General features: G+C 58.5%; 18 protein-coding genes, 1 tRNA gene and 2 pseudogenes. 11 read left to right on the top strand and 10 right to left on the bottom strand.

Annotated features, from left to right (window positions below; translation table 11 throughout):
• The first annotated feature begins 214 nt into the window (after positions 1-214).
• The 5 genes and pseudogenes from argH to AGA_RS06085 all read left to right on the top strand — a co-directional run bounded on the left by argH (position 215) and on the right by AGA_RS06085 (position 7,213).
• Positions 215-1,660 (top strand): argininosuccinate lyase, encoded by a 1,446-nt coding sequence (argH, locus tag AGA_RS06100; protein ID WP_059023488.1) that lies wholly within the window; start codon positions 215-217, stop codon positions 1,658-1,660.
• Between the two features lie 5 nt (positions 1,661-1,665).
• Positions 1,666-1,806, top strand: a complete 141-nt coding sequence (locus AGA_RS13820) for a hypothetical protein (protein WP_172793722.1) — start codon at positions 1,666-1,668, stop codon at positions 1,804-1,806.
• Positions 1,807-1,901: 95 nt separating this feature from the next.
• Positions 1,902-3,245 (top strand): diaminopimelate decarboxylase, encoded by a 1,344-nt coding sequence (gene lysA / locus AGA_RS06095; protein WP_059023487.1) that lies wholly within the window; start codon positions 1,902-1,904, stop codon positions 3,243-3,245.
• Between the two features lie 3 nt (positions 3,246-3,248).
• Positions 3,249-6,038, top strand: coding sequence for a DUF4175 domain-containing protein (locus tag AGA_RS06090; protein ID WP_059023486.1), 2,790 nt, complete (start codon positions 3,249-3,251; stop codon positions 6,036-6,038).
• Positions 6,039-6,230: 192 nt separating this feature from the next.
• Positions 6,231-7,213: pseudogene (locus AGA_RS06085) on the top strand (zinc-dependent alcohol dehydrogenase family protein).
• Here AGA_RS06085 and AGA_RS06080 read toward each other — a convergent pair.
• Positions 7,210-7,530 carry an ArsR/SmtB family transcription factor gene (locus AGA_RS06080; RefSeq protein ID WP_059023485.1) on the bottom strand — a complete coding sequence of 107 codons (321 nt, stop codon included), beginning with the start codon at positions 7,528-7,530 and terminating at the stop codon, positions 7,210-7,212. The pseudogene AGA_RS06085 and the gene AGA_RS06080 overlap by 4 nt on opposite strands.
• Before the next feature lie 96 nt (positions 7,531-7,626).
• Here AGA_RS06080 and AGA_RS06075 point away from each other — a divergent pair, with 96 nt between their 5' ends.
• Positions 7,627-8,718, top strand: a complete 1,092-nt coding sequence (locus AGA_RS06075) for an NADH:flavin oxidoreductase/NADH oxidase (RefSeq protein WP_059023484.1) — start codon at positions 7,627-7,629, stop codon at positions 8,716-8,718.
• Between the two features lie 74 nt (positions 8,719-8,792).
• Here AGA_RS06075 and panB read toward each other — a convergent pair whose 3' ends face one another.
• Positions 8,793-9,611, bottom strand: a complete 819-nt coding sequence (panB, locus tag AGA_RS06070; protein WP_083503565.1) for a 3-methyl-2-oxobutanoate hydroxymethyltransferase — start codon at positions 9,609-9,611, stop codon at positions 8,793-8,795.
• Positions 9,612-9,824: 213 nt separating this feature from the next.
• Here panB and AGA_RS06065 point away from each other — a divergent pair.
• Positions 9,825-9,910, top strand: a tRNA-Tyr gene (locus tag AGA_RS06065).
• A 354-nt stretch (positions 9,911-10,264) separates the two neighbouring features.
• Here AGA_RS06065 and AGA_RS06060 read toward each other — a convergent pair.
• From AGA_RS06060 to AGA_RS06050, 3 genes are read right to left on the bottom strand one after another with little or no spacing between them, the layout of a single operon-like run.
• Positions 10,265-11,152, bottom strand: a complete 888-nt coding sequence (locus AGA_RS06060) for an S-methyl-5'-thioadenosine phosphorylase (RefSeq protein ID WP_059023482.1) — start codon at positions 11,150-11,152, stop codon at positions 10,265-10,267.
• Positions 11,139-11,927 carry a cytochrome c1 gene (locus AGA_RS06055; protein WP_231946073.1) on the bottom strand — a complete coding sequence of 263 codons (789 nt, stop codon included), beginning with the start codon at positions 11,925-11,927 and terminating at the stop codon, positions 11,139-11,141. The genes AGA_RS06060 and AGA_RS06055 overlap by 14 nt, the downstream gene beginning before the upstream one ends.
• Entirely contained in the window at positions 11,894-13,072 is a 1,179-nt protein-coding gene (locus tag AGA_RS06050; RefSeq protein WP_059023480.1) for a cytochrome b, read from the bottom strand. Before AGA_RS06050 ends, AGA_RS06055 begins: the two co-directional genes overlap by 34 nt.
• A 165-nt stretch (positions 13,073-13,237) precedes the next feature.
• On the opposite strand from AGA_RS06050, the gene hemF reads away from it, so the two are divergent.
• Both hemF and AGA_RS06040 read left to right on the top strand, forming a co-directional pair.
• A complete protein-coding gene (hemF, locus tag AGA_RS06045) occupies positions 13,238-14,152 on the top strand; it encodes an oxygen-dependent coproporphyrinogen oxidase (protein ID WP_059024694.1) in 915 nt (304 codons plus the stop codon).
• A gap of 101 nt (positions 14,153-14,253) precedes the next feature.
• Complete coding sequence (locus AGA_RS06040; RefSeq protein ID WP_157065313.1) at positions 14,254-15,384, top strand: hypothetical protein; 1,131 nt, start codon at positions 14,254-14,256, stop codon at positions 15,382-15,384.
• On the opposite strand, the pseudogene AGA_RS06035 reads toward AGA_RS06040, so the two are convergent.
• The 4 genes and pseudogenes from AGA_RS06035 to AGA_RS06020 form a co-directional block, all read right to left on the bottom strand.
• Positions 15,361-15,988, bottom strand: a pseudogene (locus tag AGA_RS06035) (Smr/MutS family protein). The gene AGA_RS06040 and the pseudogene AGA_RS06035 overlap by 24 nt on opposite strands.
• A 160-nt stretch (positions 15,989-16,148) precedes the next feature.
• Positions 16,149-17,567, bottom strand: a complete 1,419-nt coding sequence (locus AGA_RS06030; protein ID WP_059023478.1) for a cytochrome-c peroxidase — start codon at positions 17,565-17,567, stop codon at positions 16,149-16,151.
• Between the two features lie 122 nt (positions 17,568-17,689).
• Positions 17,690-18,544, bottom strand: a complete 855-nt coding sequence (locus AGA_RS06025) for a DNA-methyltransferase (protein ID WP_059023477.1) — start codon at positions 18,542-18,544, stop codon at positions 17,690-17,692.
• Positions 18,541-19,221: a Tim44/TimA family putative adaptor protein gene (locus AGA_RS06020; RefSeq protein WP_059023476.1), complete on the bottom strand. Its 681-nt coding sequence runs from the start codon at positions 19,219-19,221 to the stop codon at positions 18,541-18,543. The genes AGA_RS06025 and AGA_RS06020 overlap by 4 nt, the downstream gene beginning before the upstream one ends.
• 182 nt (positions 19,222-19,403) lie before the next feature.
• On the opposite strand from AGA_RS06020, the gene AGA_RS06015 reads away from it, so the two are divergent.
• On the top strand, positions 19,404-19,922 hold the full coding sequence (locus AGA_RS06015) for a histidine phosphatase family protein (protein WP_059023475.1): 519 nt from the start codon (positions 19,404-19,406) through the stop codon (positions 19,920-19,922).
• A 137-nt stretch (positions 19,923-20,059) separates the two neighbouring features.
• Complete coding sequence (gene secB, locus AGA_RS06010) at positions 20,060-20,557, top strand: protein-export chaperone SecB (RefSeq protein WP_059023474.1); 498 nt, start codon at positions 20,060-20,062, stop codon at positions 20,555-20,557.
• 64 nt (positions 20,558-20,621) lie between these two features.
• On the opposite strand, the gene AGA_RS06005 is transcribed toward secB, so the two are convergent.
• Positions 20,622-21,341 carry a uroporphyrinogen-III synthase gene (locus AGA_RS06005; RefSeq protein WP_083503564.1) on the bottom strand — a complete coding sequence of 240 codons (720 nt, stop codon included), beginning with the start codon at positions 21,339-21,341 and terminating at the stop codon, positions 20,622-20,624.
• Positions 21,342-21,350 lie beyond the last annotated feature (9 nt).

Below are 21,350 nucleotides of genomic sequence, written 5' to 3'. Positions count from 1 at the left end.
CTTTATAAGCAGAGAAATGCGCAGGCAGCCACCCCCGCAAACAGGGAATGCGCCATAAAATGCCCGCCCGTACCGCAGCGCTGGCATGATAAGACGCCCCCATGCCAGTTTGCGCGCCAGCGGATGCGCCAGTAGGATGGGCTTTGCATTCAGCCCGCACCGGTATTATGGCTGCGGCAGAACAATACCAAGCAAACGAACAGGTCAGCCAACCATGTCTCTGAAGAACCAGCCCCCGGCCCAATCAGCCCCCAACGCCAATGTGCAGTGGGGCGGACGATTTGCGGGCGGCCCTTCGGACATTATGCAGGCCATCAACGCGTCCATCAGCTTTGATAAGGCGCTGTGGAAGCAGGACATTGCGGGTTCGCTGGCCCATGCCGCCATGCTTGCGCATGTGGGTATTATCTCGAAGGATGATGAAGCGGCCATCCGCAAAGGGCTGACCGAGATTGGCGCGGAAATTGCCGCGGGCGATTTTCCTTTTTCCGAAGCGCTGGAAGATATTCACATGAATATCGAAGCCCGCCTATCTGACCGGATTGGAGAAGCAGGCAAGCGCCTGCACACCGCCCGCTCACGCAATGACCAGGTTGCAACTGACTTCCGCCTTTGGGTGCGAGACGCCATAGACGGGCTGGACCAGCAGGTGGCCTCGCTCATGCGGGCACTGGCGCAGCGTGCGCTGGAACATGCGGCAGACCCCATGCCCGGCTTTACACACCTGCAAACCGCCCAGCCGGTAACCTTTGGCCACCACCTTATGGCCTACGTGGAAATGCTGGCCCGCGACCGGGGACGTCTGGCCGACACGCGCCGCCGCCTGAACGAATGCCCGCTAGGTTCTGCCGCCCTTGCAGGCACCTCCTTCCCCATTGATCGGAAGATGACGGCGGAACTTCTGCACTTTGACCGCCCAACCGCCAATTCGCTCGATGCGGTTTCGGACCGGGATTTTGCGCTGGAATACCTGTCCGCCCTCTCCATTCTGGCCATGCACCTCTCCCGCATGGCGGAAGAGATTGTCATCTGGTGTTCGTCCCCGTTCTCCTTCATCCGGCTGTCGGACGCATTTACCACCGGCTCCTCCATTATGCCGCAAAAGCGTAACCCGGATGCGGCCGAACTGGTCCGTGCCAAAACAGGCCGCATTAACGGCAGCCTGATCGGGCTTCTGACGGTCATGAAAGGTCTGCCGCTGGCCTATGCCAAGGACATGCAGGAAGACAAGGAACCCGTTTTTGCCGCAACCGATGCCGCTGCCCTGAGCCTTGCCGCGTGTGACGGCATGGTGCGCGACATGACCGCCAACACCGCGCAGATGCGCGCTCTGGCTGGTTCTGGCTATTCCACCGCGACCGACATCGCGGACTGGCTGGTGCGTGTGCTCAAGGTGCCGTTCCGCACCGCGCACCACGTTACAGGCCGCCTTGTAGCCCGTGCCGAAAGCAAGAATATTGGTCTTGCGGACCTGACACTGGAAGAAATGCAGGCAGAAGAACCCGGCATTACGCAGGACATCTACTCCGTGCTGAGCGTGGATGCCTCCATTGCATCCCGCACGAGCGAAGGCGGAACAGCCGGCACCAACGTTGCCGCTCAGGCAAAGCGTTGGCTTGATGCCCTGTCCTCTTCAACCTCCCATAAATCTGAAGGGTAAGCGCCATGACCCCCCGTCTGTTTATGGGCCTGTTTCTGGCAACTCTTCTGTGCCTGCCTCTGGCGGCCTGTGGCAAAAAAGGCCCTAATCAGGCTCCCGGCCCAAAGAGCCAGATCACCTACCCCCGCATGTACCCCTCTGACTGAGCGGAGCACCGGGTAACGCAGGCCCGTACTGGCCTGAATACCCAACCTCCCGCCTGCCTCGTCCACACCTCTTTTTCCAAGGCTCTGTTCGCCTCATGGCTGACTTACCTGTCCATACCGATGCTGATCCCTCGCTGGCGGAACTTCTGGCCACGCACCCACATCTGACAACAGACCCGCTATGCGGCCTGATGTTTGAGGGCGTTCCCCTTAACGCCATAGCCGATGCTGTTGGCACACCATGCTGGGTGCTGGGTGCTGGCACGCTCCGGCAACGCCTCCGGCGGATGCAGACCGCCATGACCGATGCCGGGCTGGATGTGGGTATCCATTACGCAGTTAAAGCGAATGACCATCTTTCCGTCCTGTCCCTTATCGGGCGGGAAGGATATGGCGTGGATATTGTAAGCGGTGGTGAACTGGCCCGTACGCAAAAAGCTGGCATTCCAGCCGAGCGGGTGGTTTTTTCCGGTGTGGGCAAAAGCGACGCCGAGCTGGAATATGCCATTGGTCTTGGCGTTGGCCAGATCAACGTGGAAAGCGCGGAAGAGCTGGACATTATTTCCGCCATTGCAACGCGCCTTGGCAAGCAGGCCAGCATAACACTGCGCATCAACCCCGATGTGGATGCCAAAACGCACGCCAAAATTACAACCGGGCTTGCCGCCAACAAGTTTGGCATCCCGTTTGACAACGCAGCCGCTCTGTATGCCCGCGCCTTTACTCTGCCGGGCCTTAAGCCAGTGGGGTTTGCAACCCATATTGGTAGCCAGATTCTCTCTACCGCCCCTTATCACGCAGCCTATGCCCGCGTGGCCGAACTGGTGCGCTCGGTCCGTGCCAGTGGGTTAAAGGTGGAGGTTGTGGACTGCGGCGGTGGTCTGGGCATCTGCTACCGCAATGAAGTGGAAGGCCGGCCAGAAGCACTGGCCGCCGCCATGCGGGCTGAACTGGGCGACCTTGGCGTCCGGTTAAGCATTGAGCCAGGCCGCTGGCCCATAGGCCCCGCTGGCGTGCTGCTAAGCAGTGTTATCCTGCGCAAGGAAGAAGGGCTGCCGGGGCCATTCCTTGTGCTGGATGCCGCCATGAACGACATGGTCCGCCCCAGCATGTATGATGCGTGGCACGGTATTCTTCCCCTTGCTCCGCAGGCCTTCGGCCAGCCAGCAACCCCCACGCATGTTGTTGGCCCAGTGTGTGAGAGTGGAGACACTTTTGCACGGGACCGGCAGCTCCCCCCGCTTGGCCGTGCATCCCGTATAGCCATTCTGGACACGGGCGCTTATGGTGCAGTTATGAGTTCCACCTACAATAGCCGTCCTCTGGCAGCGCAGGTTCTGATAGAAGACGGTCAATGGACGGTGATACGCCACCGGCAGACACTGGAAGAACTGTGGCAGGATGAAGCCATGCCAGCCCACCCGACCGGAAAAGTATGACGCATGGGCGGTCTGAAACCTGATCTGACCGCGTCAACCGCGCAGGACGGCGCACTGGCGGCCCGTCTGGCCCATGTGCGCCGCCAGGCAAACCTTGTTTTGCATATCGAACAGCTTTGGCCAGCCCTCCAACCCACGCTGGCCATGCTTGGGGTTTACACGCTGGCAGGCCTGCTGCGTCTGCCGCAACACCTACCTGATGGACTACGCCTTGCAGGCGTTGCTGGCTGGTTAAGCCTGTGCGGCTGGCGGCTCCATACCGATCTGGGCCGTTTACGCGCCACCACGCCCGAACAGATTGACCGCCAGATAGAACAAGCCTCTGGCCTGCATAACCGCCCCCTTGCAAGTCTGGCAGATACACCCGCCCCGCTCCCCCATACCAGTAGCGCCGTATTATGGCAGGCCCACCGGCAACGGCTTCTGGCCTCGTTGGGAGCATTGCGGGCAGGCTGGCCCAACCTTATGCCCCAAGGGCGCGCCCGGCAGGTTAGCGCTGGCCTGCTGGTTGCGGGCCTTGCCATTTCCGCCGCAGTCGCAGGCTCCTCCGCACCGGGGCGGGTTCTGGCCGCCTTCATACCGGGGCGGGATGACCCCGATGTTCCTCTCCCCCACATAGATGCGTGGATTACCCCACCCGCCTATGCGCCGGACGCCCCTGTTTTTTTAAGCCCCAACCACACCATCCCTCAGGTGCAGGAAGGGGCGCGGCTGACTGTTATTGTCAACGGCATAGCCTCCCACCCCACATTACGCGGCCTGCAGGGCATGGTGGCACAGGATGCAAAACGCCAGAAACTGGACCCGCACAGCTGGAAGTTGGACGTTACACTCACCCATGGTGGCCTGCTCCAGCTAACAGGTCGGGGACGTACGCTCGCTAACTGGCCCATTCATGTTCTGCCTGATCTGGCTCCGCAGGTTGCATGGGGAGACCACCCCGGAGCCACTGGCCAAAAAGGAGACTGGCACACTCGCCTGCCCTACGAGGCCAGCCATGCTTATGGCCTGTCCGGCTTGCAGATCGTGCTCCATGCAACGCATCCTGCCCGTGGCGCCAACCCCAAGCGGGAGCTGACCATCCCTCTCCCCCTAAGCGGGCACCCAAAATCCGTTAAAAATGTTGTGGCCCCTGACCTGTCGGAAGACCCGTGGGCCGGACAGGAGGTAACAGGGCAAGTTATTGCCACTGCCACCAGCGGCCACAAAGGGCAGAGTCCTGACGCCACATTCACACTGGGGGCCAGAGTTTTCCATTCCCCCATCGCCCGCGCCATTCTGGATGTGCGCAGGCGTTTTGCGTTGGAGCAGGAAAAGCGGGAAGACACCGCGCAGGACTTGGAAGCACTGGGCGAAGCACCGGGGCCAGTGCGCGAACATACGGGCATGTTCCTCAACCTGACCAGTATTGTCGCACTACTGGATAATGCGGACATAGACACGGAGACCGCCCGCACCAGCGCCACAAACCTGCTGTGGGATCTGGCGTTGGACATAGAAGACCGGCGCACGGGCGATAACGCCAGCGCTCAGGCCTCGATTGATGTGCGGGCCGCACAGGCGGAAGTCTCCCGCAAACTGGCGGAAATGAAGCGCGATGGCACCCATAGCCAACAGGCGCAGGAAGAGCTGGAACAAAGCCTGAAGGAACTGCAGGACGCCATTGCCCGCAAGATGCAGGCTCTGGCAAATGCGGCTTTGCGCAACCATACGGCCATACCAGACCTGCCCGGTTTTTCCGCTGCTGGAAACAAAGCGTTTGACCGGTTGATGAAGCAGTTGCAGTCCGACGCGGCTAATGGCCGCGCGGGGGACGCCATGCAGCGCCTACAGGAAATGGAAAACGCCACGGAGCGTATGCGCAACGCCACCCCGCAGGACTTGGCCGCTCTGGCGCAGCAAATGCAGGCGCAGCAAAAAGCACGCGAACAGGCTGCGGCACTCCACGACCTGACCAACAAGGAAACCAGCCTGCTGGACCATGCCCAGTCCCGCATTGACGAGCACCTGCGCAGCCTTTCCCAACAGCAGAATGATCTTGCTGATGATGGTGATGGCGAGGCCGCCGAATACGCCAACCTGCCCACATCTGAACTCCTACGCAGACTGGGCCTGCCTGTCCCGCCCGACGCTGGAGCGCAATCCGGCTCTGGCGGCGCGCAGCCTCCCTCCGCCATGCCGGACCCGGCCAAGGCCGAGGCGCAGGCAGCCGCCCGCCGTACGGAGCGCGCGACCCAGCACGCGCTGGAACAGGCATTGAATGAACTGAAAGACGAATTCAAGGATCTGACTGGCAAGACTCCTGCGGCCTTTGAAGACGCACGCAAAAACATGGCCGCCGCCCGCAAGGCGCTGGCCGATGGAGATGACGCAGCAGCAGCCTCCGCTGAAGAAAAAGTCCTCGAAGCCCTGCGCCAGAGCCGTAAACAGATGCAGGACAGCATGAAAGGCAATGGCCAGAACAGCACGCCCAGCTTTTTGCCCTCCTTTGGCAATAACGGCGAGGGATCGTCCGGCTCAGGTCGTGCTGGTTCTGGGGAAGATGGTACTGGCCAGCCGTCTGACCAAGCTGGCGAGAATGGGGATGACGAAAACAAGACTGGCAAGGACCCACTCGGCCGCAAGGAAGGCGAAGGAACGGACCAGAACAACGATGACAGCACCCATATTCCCGATACCGTAGCCCGCCAGCGCGCGCGTGAAATTGAGCAGGAACTAAGACGCCGCGATTCGGACCGCACCCGCCCGCAGCAGGAACTGGACTATCTGGACCGCCTGCTTAAACCCTTCTGACAATCTCAGGAGTTTTTTGCCCGCAACGGCGGGGATATGCCGCTACAGTGACCCCGCAATGCACAGGGGCTGTCTTCCCGCACAACGCCCCTACGGCACATAAAGGACAGAGCCGCCAGAACGCGGTCCATATGGCAGGGCACAGGGTGCCAGACCCGCAGGCCCGGCTGAACCCACCAAGGGAGACCCCTCATGTTCGCCATGCGTCTGCACAGCCCCCGCACCCCGCTCCAATGGGAAGAACTGCCAGACCCCACCCCGGTCCGGGCGAAATACGGGTCAAGGTTTTGGCCTGTGGCGTATGCCGCACCGACCTGCATGTGGTGGATGGCGACCTAACCCACCCCAAACTGCCCATTACACCGGGGCATGAGATTATTGGCCGGATTGATATGCTGGGCAGCGGCGTAACATCCCTGCACGTTGGGCAGCGTGTGGGTATTCCCTGGCTTGGTCATACCTGCGGCCATTGCCCCTATTGTGCCAGCCACCACGAAAACCTGTGTGACCATCCCATTTTTACCGGCTACACGCGCGATGGCGGCTACGCCACAATGGCCGTGGCGGACGCGCATTTTGCGTTCCCCATGGGGGAAGAAGGGTCTGATGTGTCCCTCGCTCCCCTGCTGTGCGCGGGGTTAATCGGCTGGCGTTCGCTCGGCAAAACGGGAGACGCGCAAAAGGTTGGCCTGTATGGCTTTGGCGCGGCGGCACATATTATTGCGCAGGTTCTGGTCTGGCAAAAACGGGAGGTGTACGCCTTTACCCGCCCGAACGACACCAAAACGCAGGAATTTGCCCGCTCTTTAGGAGCCAAATGGGCGGGAGGTTCGGATGAACTCCCCCCCGAACAACTAGACGCCGCCATTATTTTTGCGCCGGATGGTGCTCTGGTGCCTGCCGCACTCAAAACCCTGCGTAAAGGTGGGCGTGTCGTTTGCGCCGGTATTCATATGAGCGAGATACCCGCTTTTTCTTACGATACCCTGTGGGAAGAGCGCGATATTGTTTCCGTTGCCAATCTGACGCGCGAGGATGGGCTGGATTTCCTTTCTCTTGCCCCCAAAATCGGCATTCACACCACCACAACAACCTACGCACTCCGCGATGCCAACAAGGCGCTGGACGACCTGCGGCATGGCCGGTTTGACGGAGCGGCTGTACTGGTCCCCTAAGCTGCGGCTTGTTCTGTTTTAACAGCCGCCAGAATAGCAGCCAGAACACCGGGAAAACGGCTTTCCAGCTCCTGTTCCCGCAGGGAATTCATATGCGTTACCCCCACCACCTCCGTGCGAATGACCCCGGCCTTGCGCAAGACGGAAAAGTGGTGGGACACGGAGGATTTGGGCCGACCATCCTGTAACGGGCCACAGGGCTGAGGCTGGCATACGGCCAGTTTACGCACCACCTCCAGCCTGAACGGGTCTGAGAGCGCGTAAAGCAGGTAAGACAGTTGCAGGTCTTCCGCCGAAGGGTGGTGATACTGCTTCATAAAAATATCTGACCTACCTCTTTCCTTGCGTCGCCCGTTAGTTCGAATATACTCGAACTAACGGGCGTTATGCCCTACTCAACAGGAGCATGGACTATGCCAACGCTTTTTGACCCTTATACCCTAAAAGGCAGCACGCTGCGCAACCGCATTGCTGTTGGCCCCATGTGCCAGTATCAGGCGCAGGACGGAATGCCCAATGACTGGCACAGTGTCCATTATGCCTCTTTGGCCCGTGGGGGTGCTGGGCTAGTCACACTGGAAGCCACCGCCGTCTCCCCCGAAGGGCGCATTACCCCCAACTGCCTTGGTTTGTGGAACGATGAGCAGGCTCAGGCCTTTGCCCCTATTATAGCCAGTATTCGTAAAACAGGGGCAACACCGGGTATTCAGATCGCCCATGCGGGCCGCAAGGCCAGCGCCAATGTGCCGTGGGAGGGAGATGACCATATTCCCGCATCCGACCCACGCGGTTGGCAACCCATTGCCCCTTCCCCCGTGGCCTTTGGTCCTAACCTGCCCCGCGTCCCGCATGAAATGACCCTTGAGGACATTGAACGCGTTAAACATGACTTTGTAGAAGCGGCAAAACGCGCGCGTGACGCCGGATTTGAGTGGCTGATGCTGCACTTTGCCCACGGTTATCTGGCGCAGAGCTTCTGGTCCACGCATTCCAACAAACGCACGGACCGTTATGGTGGATCAGCCGAAAACAGGGGCCGCTTTTTGCTGGAAACACTGGATGCCGTTCGTGCCGTATGGCCGGAAGACCGCCCGCTAACCGCCCGTTTTGGCGTCATCGAGTTTGACGGCAACGACAGCCAGACACTTGAGGAATCCATAACCCTTGTTCGCAAAATGAAAGACCATGGGCTGGATTTTCTGGATGTCAGCATCGGGTTTTCCACCCCTGAAGCCACTATTCCGTGGGGTGCCGGATTTATGACCCCTATTGCCCACAAGGTGCGACAGGAGGCGGGGCTACCCGTGACCACATCGTGGTATATTAGCGAAGGGCGTCAGGCTGATACGCTCATCCGCAACGAGATCCTCGACCTTGCCACCATTGGGCGGCCTCTTTTGGCCAACCCGCACTGGCCGCACGAAGCAGCCCGTATTTTGCACGCCAAAAATGCCAATGCCGTTCTGCCGCCGTCCTATGCCTGGTGGCTGGCACGCTACCAGTAACACGACCACTTTTATGACCCCTGCACAGGTGAAAACCTGTGCAGGGCGTTCCCAACACGACGATTAGCGTCAGATCAATCGGCTTTGGCCATACCCACACATTCCGCCGGACCGGGAAACGAGCGTGTGCGCACCGCATGAGCGTAATCGGCCACCGCGCGGTCCACATCCTGCCCCAGATTGGCAAATTTACGCACAAACCTTGGTGTAAAATCAGGGAACAGACCCAGCATATCCTCGGCGACCAGAATCTGCCCATCGCACATGGGCGACGCCCCAATACCAATGGTTTTAATGCTCAGTGCCTCAGTAATTGCGCGCGAGAGCGGCTCCATTGTGCTTTCAATCACCACGGCAAAAGCCCCGGCTTTTTCTACCGCCAGCGCATCAGCCATAACCTGCTCGGCCTCACTCCCTCGCCCAACAGTGCGAAAACCCCCATGAGCGTGCACAGCCTGCGGCTTAAGCCCAATGTGCCCTACCACCGGAATGCCGCGCTGAACAAGGAAGGTAATGGTTTCCGCCATTTCCTGCCCACCTTCCAGCTTAACGCAGCCGGCTCCGGTTCTGGCCATGATATCCGCAGCCATACGAAAAGCCTGCTGCGGGCTTTCCTGATAACTACCAAAAGGCAGGTCCACAGCCACACAGGCCTTTTGGCTACCACGCACAACAGCCTGCCCATGGGCCACCATCATATCCACACTGACGCCAAGCGTGGAGTCCATGCCGTACACAACCATACCCAGCGAATCCCCCACCAGCAGCAGGTCACAGTGCGGGTCCAGCAGGCGGGCCATGGGTGTTGTGTAGGCGGTCAGGGAGACTATTGGCGTGTCCAGCGCAGCCAACGAACGGGGCGTGTGCCGCCGGACTGTATGGTGTTTGCTCAAAACCTAAACTCCCCGTAGCTGTCGGATGGTCAAAACCGGATGCAGGTTTTCCCCTATCTGGCGCATCTGTCCACCCCAACACCTGTAAATTTTGTACGGTTCCGTAACCACTGGAACGGGCGAAAAAGCACCCTAACACACCACGGGTAAAGAATATTCATCAAAGCCATTGACAACCCTCGGTTCAGGCTTTAGGTCATTGCTCAACAAGTCGGAGGGGTGCCCGAGTGGCTAAAGGGGGCGGACTGTAAATCCGCTGGCGTACGCCTACGTTGGTTCGAATCCAACCCCCTCCACCATTTTCCTAAAAATTAAAATTTACTGTGTATTAGCAGTATTTTCTCAACCACAGATCACAAAATGTGTGGTTCTACAGCGTGCCAATACTGCACTGGTTATGCTTGCTTCAGCCCTTTGGGCACCCCCAAATATAGACCTAAAAATCAAAAATTCCCTGAATACCCCGAGTACTTTCCTTTTAGGATGCAGCGTTCGGTCCCGCTTCCATTTCGAGTAAATGAGGGGACGACCCCATACTGCACGGAAATCCTACGCAAGCATAAGCAACAAACAAAACAGGCAGACCCGAGGCCTGCCTGTTTTTACAGCCCGCATAATCCCTGCAAGGCTACTCCATCTGTTCGACCTGTGCGTTAGATCACACGGCCTGCAATGGTTTTGAGCTTGTCCATCAATTCAGGGTCACGTGCATCTGGTGCCGTAATCAGGGCATATTCCAATGCGCGGTCACAGCCTTCGCTGCACAGGCCGCGCTTTTTGCTCCCCAGTGCCGGAATAACGGCTTTAACCAGCGCCTTGGCATTTGCAGAGTTCGCCTGCATGGTTTTAACAACGCTTTCCACCGTCACGTTATCATGCTCGGTGTGCCAGCAGTCATAATCGGTCACCATGGCGACCGTGGCGTAACAGATTTCCGCCTCACGGGCCAAGCTGGCTTCTGGCATATTTGTCATGCCAATAACCGAGCAGCCCCATGTGCGGTAAAGTTCGCTCTCGGCCCGTGTGGAAAACTGCGGGCCTTCCATAACAAGGTAGGTCCCCTTGCGCGTGGCCTCGATCCCCAGTTTGTCGGCTTCGGCCTTGAGCACATCGCCCACGCGGTTGCAAAGCGGATCGGCCATGGAAATATGGGCAACGCACCCTGTATCAAAAAAGCTTTTGTCGCGCGCAATGGTGCGGTCAATAAACTGGTCAATAATCACAAAACGGCCCGGCGGCAGCTCTTCCTTAAGAGACCCAACGGCGGACAGGGAGACGATATCCGTTACGCCGGAGATTTTAAGCGCCGCAATGTTGGCCTTGTAATTCAGACGTGAGGGCGGAATGGGGTGGCCACGACCATGACGGGGCAGAAAGACGCATTTTACGCCATCCAGTCGGCCGAACAGGAGCTGGTCGGATGGTTTGCCCCACGGGGTTTCCACCGTGCGCCATTCCTTGTCTTCCAGACCATCAATATCGTACAGGCCGGACCCGCCAATAAGACCGATAACGGGTTCCACAACTTCATTTTCTGACATCAGACCAGATTCTCCGGTTTAAAATCGCAAACAGCACAGCAAGAAAGCACAGATACAGCCCCGCTCCCACACCCAACCGGCGGCGCTGGTCCTGATGCGGGGCAGAAACCCAGGCCAGAAACGTTGTCACGTCCCGCGCCTCTGCTTGCACATCCGGCACGGTGCCGTCTGCATACTTCACCTCGTTGCCATGCAACGGCGGGGACATGGCCGTAAAGTGGCCAATGGCATAGGGATTAAAAAAACCACGCCCTTTTTGCCTTACAACCTGCGGGGCATAGCCGGTCAGCAGGGCATACAACCTGTCTGCTCCACCGGGATACACCTTGAGAATGCGTGAAAGATCGGGCGGCACAACACCCTGATTAGCCGCTAGAGCCGCCTCTGGGCCGGAATAGGGCGATGGTAGGGGGTCATCCGGCCGAGCCGCCCGGTGCTTCAACCGCCCCTCCGCATCCAGACCATCGGGGACCTGCCATGTGGCCGCCAAAGCCGCCACCTCCGAAGGTTGCAGCCCCATCCCTGCAAAATCTGAAAAATGAAGCTGGGACAAACTGTGGCAGGATGCGCAGGAACCCGCAAAAACAGCATAACCGCGCTGGACTGCCGCCAGATCAAAATGGCCCAGCGCTCCCGCAAAAGACCACTGCTGCGGCTTTGGCCGGGCAGGCGCGCCCGGCTGCGCTAACGCGGAACAGGCCCACAAAAGACCAGCACCCACAGCCATTATCCGCCGGACCATCATACCTTGCCCCCCTGCTGCAAAACGCGACACAGGGGCAAGTAGGCCAGAAAATAGGCGTAATATCCCACCATGCCCAAGCGGGCCACCAGCAGCCAGTTCCCCTGCATATGATGTGCCCCGGCAAAAGCCGTTGCCACGGCAGAACAGACAAGCAGCAGCATCGCCGCAACACGGGCCAGTGTGGGCACGCCCTGACCGTCTCCCACCTTGCGGTCAAGCCACGGCACGGCAAACAGCACCGCCACAGCACCACCAGACAGCAGCAGCCCTCCCAGTTTGAAAGGTACTGCCTGCATCATTCCGTAAAATGGGAGAAAATACCACTCAGGTTCAATATCGGCCGGAGTGTGCAGCGGATTGGCCGGTCGGTAGTTGGCGGGTTCGGCTATCAGTTCTGGCCAGAAGCACAGCACGGCAACAAAAGCGACCGCCACCAGCACAATGGCCAGCATATCCCGCACCGTAAAATAAGGATGGAACGGCAATACACCCGTCACGCTAGCCGGACGGGCCGATGGGCTGGAACTTCCCCGTGCGTGCACCACGGCAATATGCCCCATCACCATACCTATAATCAGGAAGGCGAGCCCAAAGTGCAGGGCAAACATTCTATGCAGGGTGGGCGTACCCGGTGCATCTCCGCCCAAAAACACACCTTCCAGCCAGCCACCAATCAGAGGGAGAGCGCCAACAGCCTTGCCTGCCACATCCGCCCCCCAATAGGACATTTGCCCCCAGGGCAGAACATAACCTGCAAAGGCCGTTATCATGGCCATGGCCAGCAGCACGCAGCCGCTCATCCAAACCCCAATACGGGGAGACTGGTAAGACCGGTAGTACAGCCCCCGCAGCACGTGGACATACAGAGCGAGCATAAAAAAGGAAGCGCCCGTCATGTGCATGGCGCGGAGCAGCCACCCTGCTGGCAGGCGGCGCTCTATGCCCTCAACCGACCCAAAGGCCAACCCTGCATCTGGAGTGTAAGCCAATGTCAGCGTCAAACCGGTCAGCAGCATAAGGGCCAGTATGGCGCATAGAATGGCCCCAACAGTCCACCACCAGTTTAAATCCGCAGGTAATGGCAGGCGGCCATAGGCTCTGGCGCGTGCACCAAGGTGGCCTTGCAGCGTTTGCCCCGTGCTCTGCCCATTTTGGCAGACTGGCTTGCCAGCCATAGTGCTCCTCCCCCATCCCCGCCAACGCAGACGAACAATGCTCCCGTTTAACGATGAACCGGGTGATCTTGCAATGACCGCCCCTAAGGCGCACCCCTTGAAAAAATGCCCAAAGCCGATTCTCTGCTTGCCGGGCAGCAGACCTGTATGGAAAGAGCTTTATACATGACGCCGACCAAGCCCGCCTCTGTCCCCTCGCACGACAAACTCAAGGAAGCGGCCCGCGCATGGTTTGAAAATCTGCGCGACCAGATCTGCGCTGCATTTGAAGCCATTGAGACCGATGCCGCCGCGCAAAACAGCCCGGTTCTGGCGGGCCATGAAGAGCCCGGCCACTTTGAACGTAAAAGCTGGACCCGCCAAAACGAGGACGGAACCCCCGGCGGCGGCGGTATTATGAGCCTGATGCGCGGCCGGGTTTTTGAAAAAGTGGGCGTGAATGTCTCCACCGTGGAAGGCACTTTTTCACCGGACTTTGCTGCGTCTATCCCCGGTGCATCGGAAAATCCGCACTTTTTTGCAACCGGCATCAGTCTTGTTGCGCACATGTGCAACCCGCTGGTTCCTGCGGCCCACTTTAACACCCGTATGATCATTACAACGCAAGGCTGGTTTGGCGGCGGCGGCGATATTACGCCCATGTTCCCAGAGAGTGCCGAAGCGCAGGATGATGCCGCCAGCTTCCACGCCGCGTTCGCACAGGCCTGCAACGCGCATGACCCGGAGTATTATCCCCGCTTCAAGGCATGGTGTGACAAATACTTCTACCTCCCGCACCGGAACGAACCACGCGGGCTTGGCGGTATTTTTTATGACCGGCTGGACAGTGGCAACGTGGATGAGGACTTTGCCTTTACCAAGGATGTGGGGCTGGCTTTTCTGGATGCCTATCCACGCATCATCCGTGGCCGCATGATGGAAAAATGGACGCCCGAACAACGGGATGCCCAGCTTGTACGCCGGGGCCGTTACGTGGAGTTCAACCTCCTGCATGACCGGGGCACGCTTTTTGGGCTCAAGACAGGTGGCAATACGGAAGCCATTCTGATGAGTATGCCCCCCGAAGTGAAATGGCCGTAATAAAACAGCCGTGTTTCCGCCGTTAATTTCGCATAGTATATAACGGTCATAATCAGAATGAAGGCTCTTGGTGTTTGTCTACTTTCATCCACACACCCGCTGTGACACGTAAACACCAAGGCCTCGCCCTGTCCCGCCGCCTTTTTCTGGGCGGTGCGGCTGGTTGTCTGACCGCAGCAGCCACGGCCCACGCGGCTGAGGATATACTGGTCGGCCCGCTGGCAACCCCGACTTCCGACCAGACAACCAAGCTGATCGTGGCTGGCAGCGCGGAAACGCCCTGCGGCATATGGGCCAGCCGTCTAGCGCCCGATATGGCGGAAGAGCTGGGACAAACTCCGTTTGATCTGTCCTTCACCACTGGGTGGGACGGCGTTACCGGCGCCAATCTGTTTGATGCGCAGGAGCAACTAAGCAGCGCCTCCAGCACATTGCTGGTGCCCGGCACAGCACTTATGGCGTCCATGACGGGGGACAGCCGAGTGCACTATGCGTACCAACGCTGGTTGCCTGTGCTGACAATCTGCCAACCCAGTGTTGTTGTTGGGCATGTCAGCCTCCACCGCTCACTTGGCACCATTCTGGGTAACAAAACGACCCGCGTGGCGGTCTCCACCCCCACCGGGCCAGAGCTCCCTACCCTTCTGGCCTTTGACCTGCTTGCCCTGCGGCCGTGGCCCATAAGCGGTTATGCCACGCCCGATTCCGCCATAGCAGCCCTAACCGGCGGACTGGTGGATGCAATCCAACTCCCGGTTGATGCAGCACTCAAGGAGCGGCTAACCCTGCTGGACAGCAAAGGGTTTACCCCGCTCTTCCTCAATAGCGCCACAACCCAGCCCGTTACGCAGCCAGAGATAACGCTACCACCAACGTTCCCCACCATATTGCTGCGTGAACGCAGAACATCTACCCCTGCGTTTCTGCCACTTGCATGGCAGGCCATTGCCTCTGCCGCCAGCCTGAAAGCCGCTCTGGTCCTGCCTTTACTCACCCCGCCTGCCAAAGTCGCACGCTGGCGTCATGCGGCGGATACCTGCGCCAGCAAACTAGATTTACAACAGATTGCGCTCGCCAATGGGCAGACCCTTGTGTCCGGCGCCAAATGTATTGCCTATTACGGCATGACTATGCCCGACGTGAATGTAAACTTGGCATTACGCCGTTGGCTTGCGCTTAACCTGCCACGCTGGAAAAGTGCGCCGCCTTTACCGCTTACGCCTGCGCAGTAAAACCCGAACAGACCCCTTGTTACCCACATGCGGGTAAGCAAGCCCCAGAATACGGGAGCGCATTTCCGGCCTTTCCAGCCAATGCGGCAATTCGCGCCGTAAAATGCCGCCTTCCTGCCCTGTACCCAGCCCTGTAATAATTTCCACACAGCGCAAACCGCGGTGGGCGGCAACGTCCATAAACTCCATAAGACGAACAAAGGCTTCCTGCGCCACCATGCCATGCAGGTCCAGACGCTTTTCCACGCGCATGTCCCCCTGATGAAAACGCCGCCAGCTATAGTCATCCACACCAGGTTGGCGCTGGCCAATTTTTTCCGCAATGGGAGGACCGCGCCGTAAGGTAACAGGAGCAGGAACAGGCGTTTGCGGGCGCTCTGCCCAAAGCAGGCTGCTGTTCCGCACCCCAACAGATTTGCTTTTTTTTGTAATTTTGGGGTGCGACCGGCGCAATGTTCTCGCGCTGTGCAGGCACATCCACGGTAAAAGACGTATCTGCGGTAGGGGGGACAAGACTGGCGCTTGTCAGCGGCGCAACATCGCGCACGACCAGCGCCCAGAGCTGCTTTTCCGCCTCCTGTAACTGACGCCGCCTTTTGACCACCCTGTACCTACCGTTTCTTTATTCCTGCCAATCTGGCCCAAGCAAGGTCAGCCGCAAATACAAACGGCCCGCCTAGCAGGCTTTATCACCTGTGAGCGAGCCGTTATTCAAGCAGGAAAGCGGGCACCTGCGCAGATGCCCGCCCCGCATGACCTTATTTTTACTGTTTGATGTCCGTCAGATAATGGCCGTCATACTTGCCGGTCAAAGTCTGAAGGAAAGCAACAATGTCCGCCACATCCTGATCAGACGGGTTGCTGTCCGGCGTCTGGTAGTGCGCCATTTTGCGGACGGCTTCATCCAGCGTTTTTACGCTGCCATCATGGAAGTATGGTGCCGACAGGGCAATGTTGCGCAGGGTGGGCACCACAAAGCGGTTACGGTCTGCTGCATTGTGGCTAATCGCGTAAATGCCTTCATCCGCATCCGTTTCCTTGCCACCACGGTCCTTGAAGTAATCGGACTCCAGCCCCATGACTTCATAACCGCCGCCACCAACACCAATACCGCTATGGCAACCCGAGCAACCAATGGCCTTGAACCGCTCGTATCCACGTTTGGCCTGCGCGCTGATCGCGTCCTGCTTGCCCTTCAGATACTCATCAAACGGGCTGTCTGGCGTAATCAGAGTTTTTTCAAACTCGGCAATGGCTTCCGTAATGGTCTGCTGGCCAACCTGCACATCCGGCCCGAAAGCGGCCTTGAACATGCCTGCATAATCTGGATCGGTCTCCAGTTTTCCGGCCACTTCAGCCCAGTCGTGCGACCCCATTTCCACCGGGTTCATAACCGGACCAGCAGCCTGCGCGACCAGATCAGGCGCACGGGCATTCCAGAATTGAGCGACCTTAAAGTAGGCGTCGTACACGGTTGGCACGTTAATCGGGCCTTTTTGGCCACCAATACCGGTTGCCGTAACCAGATTATCCACGCCCCCTTTGTCCAGCCCATGGCAGCTTGCGCAGTTCAGCGTGTTATCACCCGACAGTTTTTTGTCGAAGAACAGCTTGCGGCCCAACGCAACTTTTATTGGGTCAACTGGCACGCTTTCAGGCACCGGGCGCACGGGTTCTGCCGCAAAGGCCTCGGCTGCGCCCGTATTGGCATAATACTTCCGCCGGGTTTCCTGCACCCATGTCAGAATAGCCTGCCGCTCGGCATTGGACAGATGCGCATGCCAGTGCAGCAGCAGGTACTGCGCAGGCGGCATCCGGTTCTGCACAATGACTTCCTCAATGCGCGACAGTTCTTCCTCTGTTGGCGGAGTGCCATGCTCAAAAGCGTGCAGCACTGGCTCAATACGGAAGTGACGCAGACCCTGGTTCCGGTCCTTGGTCATAATGGTATTTGCTACCGGAAGACGGAAGTAAAATGGCAGATCGCGGCCAGTTGCGTGGCAGTAATCACACCGTGCTTCGTTAATGGCGTTAAATGCAGCCAGAGCAACGGGGTCTTTATGCGTTGGTGAATTTGCGACCAGTACGGTTTCCGTTACATGATCATAATGCTGCAAAAAAGCAACAGTACCGCCGTAAGCCAGTATACCCAGCCCGGCCAAAGATACTAATATACGTTTCAAACTCCGATCCCCCGGTTCTATTTCTTTCTCTTATACGTTTTATTCATTCTTGAGCTTGTTGTGTTTGATGCACATCAAAATGTCAAAGCGATTATTTTTATCGTAATAATAGAGAAAACCGATCAGGCGAGCGGACTATTCACCAAATCCTGCATCAGCCGTGTACGGGCTATGGCCACATATTCGGCATCTATTTCCATCCCTACCCCACTGCACCCAAGGCGCTGGGCCGCCAGCAGGGTGGTCCCCGTTCCCATAAACGGGTCAAGCACTTTGGCCTTCTGCCTGCCGTGGAGGAGAATGCACTGTTCGGGCAGGGCTATGGGGAACGTACCCGGATGGTCAAATTTTTCCGACCGTCCACGTACCGTCTCGTAGGGAATAAACCACGCATCCCCCCGGCAACGGCGGTCCTGCCGGTGGCCACGACGGGCAATGTTGGTTTTATCCTTGTACGGCACACCAGCACTCAGCCGGTCCAGCAGAACATCTCCATTGAGCGTAAAATGAAAAAGATGTTCATGACCTCTGTGCAAAAACCGCTGGCTGTTCATGGGTTTGAAGTGGCCAAAACTGTCTTCCCCGACAGAGATCGACTTGACCCATGAAATATGGTTTTGCAGCACAAACAGGTCCCGCAGCCGCACGACCAGTTCAAACGGTAGCCACGGCTGTGCGGATGAGCCGGAAATGTTCAAAAAGAACGACCCATCGGGCTTGAGCACCCGTTGCAACTCGGTCGCGACCTGTACCATCCAATCCAGATAGTCGTTTTCTTCCCGCCGGTCTGGGTAACTTCGGTAGGACAGGCCAATATTGTAGGGGGGGGATGTCACAATAACATCCACGGTCTCGGCCTGCATACGCCGCAGAGCCCGCAGGCAGTCGCCCAGAACTATATCCTGACGACCAACCTTATAGCGTTTTGCCCTTACGGGAGGCGTTGCGGAACCCGCAGCCAGTGTGTCCGCACTCACGCACTACGTGCCGCCGCAAGGCGCCAGCCACTGCCACTTACACCCAGCAGGCGTTCCAGCGTCCACAAATCGGAAAACTCGGTTACGGCATCTGTTCCAGTCACTGGCTGCCCATCCTGATCTTCCACAAGGCTGATCTGGTCGGACACAATACGCACATCCACGGCAGCACCCACACCAACATCCAGCTGGGTCAGGCGCACATCCTCAATAGCCAGTGAGCGCAGAGCCTGAATATCGGTCCGCTGCTTATGTCCTGCGGCTTCCCGCGCCGTTATGGCGGCATCGAACGAGGCATAAACTGCGGGGGTCAGGTAGGTTTTGAGCACATCCCGGTTCCCCTGTGCATACGCACCAACAATCTGGGTAAACACGGTCTGCACACTCATCAGGAACTGCTGCGGGTTAAAGGTTGCATCCTGCTGATGGATGTCAGCCAGCAACTGGCCAACACGGGTGCCGGGAGCGGGCACATCGTACTCAACTGCGGGACCTGTGGGTTCAACCTTGCTTTCCACCGCACGCGGGGCAACTTCCGCACGGGGGGGCATCGGCATGGTGGGGGGCTGAATACCAACGCGCTTACCCAGAACACTCCGCAACCGCAGAGCCAGAAAAGCGGCTACCAAAGCCAGAAGAACCAGATCGACCGGAAAGTGGTCGAGAGAAAAATCCATCTGTTGAACGTCCACCAAGCTGCCTGCACAAAGCTTTTGCAGGTTTGTATATTGTAAGGGAAACCCGCTTTCCCTTGGGCTCTCTTTATCACATAGTCACGACGGACTGCGGATACAATGAATACCAGCCCGCCCGCCCTTGTAAAAGACCATTCCTGTTTTTTAAAACCAGTCAGGCAACCATGATCATACTGCGTCATTGCGAAAGTGAGTTCAACCGCCTGTATAACCTGAGCGGGCGGGACCCTGCTGTTACGGACCCATCGCTCTCCGCCCACGGGCAGGACCATGCTTATGCTTTGGTAGAGGAGCTGAGCCATAAGGGAATCAGCCGTATTCTGGTCTCCCCTTTTACGCGGGCCTTACAAACGGCGGCTCCCATAGCCCGCGCTCTGGGGCTGACACCGCAAATTACACCCCTTGTGCGTGAACGGGGCATGTACTCGTGCGATGTAGGTTCTCCTGCATCGGTTCTGGCGCAGGACTGGCCGCACCTCGATTTTTCGCATCTGCCTGAACAGTGGTGGTCTCCCCTGCCGGAGCCAGACCATGCCCTAAGCCAACGTGCAGAGCACTTTCGCCAGCAAATGCGGCGGGAAGCACAGGATGGTCAGACTCTGGTGGTCTCGCACTGGTGGTTCCTGCTCGAACTCAGTGGCCAAAGTCTGGAAAACGGGGACTGGCTTCCCCTTTCTCCGTAAAAACCCAAGCTACGCTGGAGCGTCTGCCCTACGCACATTCCTGCCCGGTTCCGCCCGATTGGAGTGTTGGCTAACCCGGCGGGTCATGCTACCGCCTAAGAGAACCCAATACGTTTGAGAGCAGGAAGCTGTCATCAATGTCCGATACTGCCCAGTCCGTTCCGCCCGCCCTGCCACTGGCCATTAACCTCCAGTACACGCGCGATCTTTCCTTTGAAGTGCCCGTTGGGGCAGAAATTTTTGCCACCCTGCGTGCCCAGCCCCAGATCGGTGTGAACATTGATGTGCAGGCCAACCGCCTGCAGGATGACCAGATGATTTACGAGGTCACCCTGAGCATCAAGGCTGAAGCCAAGGAAGCCCCGGAAACGGAAAACGGCCCCGCTGGACGCACCGTCTTCCTGACGGAGCTGGTCTATGCTGCGGTTGTAACCCTGACCAACCCGCCCGCCGAACTGGTGGAGCCGATCCTGCTGGTTGAAGTCCCCCGTCTGATCTTCCCCTTCGCACGCAACATCATCAGCGATGTTACGCGGGACGGCGGCTTCCCCCCCATCGTGTTGCAGCCGATCGACTTTGTGGCTCTGTGGCAGGCCCGCCGCGCTGAATTCCCCGAAGCAGCAGGCCACGCATAAGCACACTGGCCACTACGGCACCGCTTGCAAAAAACCCGGCTCCCCTGTGGCGCCGGGTTTTTTGTTATGAGGTAAAAGCCCCCAAAGCTTCCAGCATGGCCGGGGCATCTGGCGTTGTAGCAACGTCAACAGGACCCAGCCAGCCAGCCTCACGGACGGCCTGCGCTACGGCATCGGATATAACCACAGCCCGCAAGGACCGTACCTGCGCGCGCAGTGTTCCACGTGGCACACCAGCCAGCCAGTTTTGCGCGCTCTGGGCAGAAAAAAACAGAATGGCCGCAATCTGACGGGCGTGTAGTGCCTGCCTGAGCGTTGCGGGAAAATCGGCCACGGCCTCAGCCCGATATGCCACCCTACGCACGACTTTAAAACCATGCGCCCGCAGGGTATTCGCCAGATCCATTCCCTGACCGGCACCAGAAAAAAGCAGAAGCGGCCCCTGCCCCGACTTACAGCGCCCAGCCACCAGCAGGGCTAACGCCTGCGCATCACCACGAGCGCTCCATACAGTTGTAAAACCAGCGGCCTGTGCTTTTTGGGCTGTACGGTTCCCTACGGCAAAAACTGGCACCGACAAACTGACGGCCTCTGCCGCTGCGCCAACAGCCTGCCCGCTGGTCAACAACAAGGCGGCAGGGTGCCTAGGCAAATGCCCTACAGCACAGCGCTCTATGCGTAGAGCTGGGGCCCGAACCGGCACCCACCCAGACTGGGCAACGGCAGACGCCGTCTCGCTCAATCCCGGTTCGGGCCGGGTGATAATAACACCACGCAGCGGCATGGGCCTCTG

This window comes from Acetobacter ghanensis (genome assembly GCF_001499675.1).
Classification (GTDB): domain Bacteria; phylum Pseudomonadota; class Alphaproteobacteria; order Acetobacterales; family Acetobacteraceae; genus Acetobacter; species Acetobacter ghanensis.
Note: the sequence above shows the minus strand (reverse complement) of the source record. Positions and strands in the feature narration are given on the sequence as shown.